This window comes from Rhizobacter sp. P3_C12, assembly GCF_056402735.1.
On the sequence record NZ_JBFUGW010000544.1, the window covers coordinates 1 to 1733 of the forward strand.

At 72.8% G+C, this 1733-nt stretch carries 1 protein-coding gene; it reads right to left on the reverse strand.

What is annotated here, in order from left to right:
- The coding region (locus AC1DXV_RS34305) for a D-alanyl-D-alanine carboxypeptidase family protein (protein ID WP_477938005.1) at nt 1–1703 on the reverse strand (1703 nt) is incomplete at its 3' end.
- Nucleotides 1704–1733: the final 30 nt, after the last annotated feature.

Genomic DNA, 1733 nt, shown 5'->3' on the forward strand with positions numbered 1-1733 from the left:
TCCCAGTTCATCGCCGGCACGACGAGCACCATCGGCAGCGCCGAGGCATCGACCAGCGCGCCCAGCCGGAACGGTGCCGCGGTGATGAAGCCGCCCGGTGGCTTCGGCGGCAGCGAGGCGTCCCTCAGCAGGCCGTGCACGTGGAACAGCACGTCGACGCTCGATTGCCCGAGAGCCGCCTTCGGCACGAAGACCGCGACCGGCTCGGCATACGAGGCCGCCTTCATCAGCCAGACCTGGCCGCCCAGGTGCGGCACCGGCGCGGCGCTGACGGGCGATGCAGCCGACGGCGACGCTGCCGAAGAGGCGGCCGCCGACGGCAGCGCATCCGCCAGCGCGGTCTGCGTCGCGGCATCGAGCACCGCGCCGAAGCCGAGATGGCGCTCGGCGCGGAAGGCCGCGAGCGCCTGGTCCAGCTTCGCGTCGCGCGTGCCGAGCGCAGCGAACATCGAGGTGTGCGACAGGTGCTCCAGTGCGCGCTGCGTCAGCGCGATGTCGGTGGAGCTGCCGGGCTCCGAGCTGCCGCCGAGCCGGTGCTGGTCGCGAAAGCGGGTGAGCGCGGCGCGCGTCAGCGGGCCGGCATCGCCGTCGTCGGAGAGCCGCTCGCCCGCGGTGGCGTTCAGCACGCGCTGCGCGAAGCGCACCCAGGCCTTGGGCTGGCCGCCGGCCGACAGCGTGGTGGTGGCAGGCGTCTTCGCAGGCGCCGGCAAAGACGTTGACGAAGACGCCGAGCCCCCCTCGAAGCGCGGCTTCAGTCCCGGCGGGTTGTATTCCCAGTGCCAGGGCTCGCGGCGGTACGGGTACCAGCCGAAGGCCTTGCCGCGCAGCATCATCCACTTGTAGACCGGCGAGCGGTACATGCGCACCAGCTTGGCCATCTTCTCGGCGGTGCGGGTCTGGCTCTTGCCCGACAGGTCGAGGCCGCGCACCGACATCTGCAGGTCGACCGCCAGGCCGTACATGTGCGCGGAGTGCCCCTTGGCCACCGCCTTCTCGTTCGGCTGCGCGGCGCTCAGGGCCGCCTGCTGGCCGGCCGAGCGCCACGACGAGGTGATGTCCAGCGCCACGCCTTCCTTCAGGGCCGCGTCGCGCATGCGCACGAAGGCGGCGCTGGCCTCGGCATACAGTTGCGCGCCGGGCTGGCCCGGCACGGCCACCGGGCGGTGCGCGCGGAACGCGATCTTCGTGCCGTCCAGGTTCACGCGCCGCTCCGGCGTCACGCGGGCCATGTCGACGAACAGCCGCTCCGACAAGGCCCAGTGCGCCTTCACGGCCGCCGTTACCGAGCCGCGGGGCGGCACGTTGCCGGGGAACTCCACGTCCTTCCAGTCGACCTCCTTCAGGTACTTGCGCTGCAGCGCCGCGTCCGGCAGGCGCTCCAGCGCCGAGCGCTGCAGGTCGAGCACCCAGGTGCGGTCGTCGGCCGACAGCGGGGCGTCGACCACCGGCGTGGAATCGACCTCGGCGACCTCGCCGACCTCGAACGGGGAGGCTTCGTCGTCCAGCTCGTTGTCGAGTTCGTGGCAGCGGCAGGCCTCGCACTCCGCCGCGTCGCGGTCCTCGTGGTCGACGCGCGCGAGCCGCACATACGGGCTCTCGAACAGCAGCGCAGCGAGCCCGGCACCGCGGGCCGGCGGCGCCTCGGGGGCGGTCTCGTGCGCCTGCGTCGGGTAGGCCGACAGGAAAGGGGATTCCGGCTTCATGGCATCGACCTCCGGCGTTCAGTTGGGCGC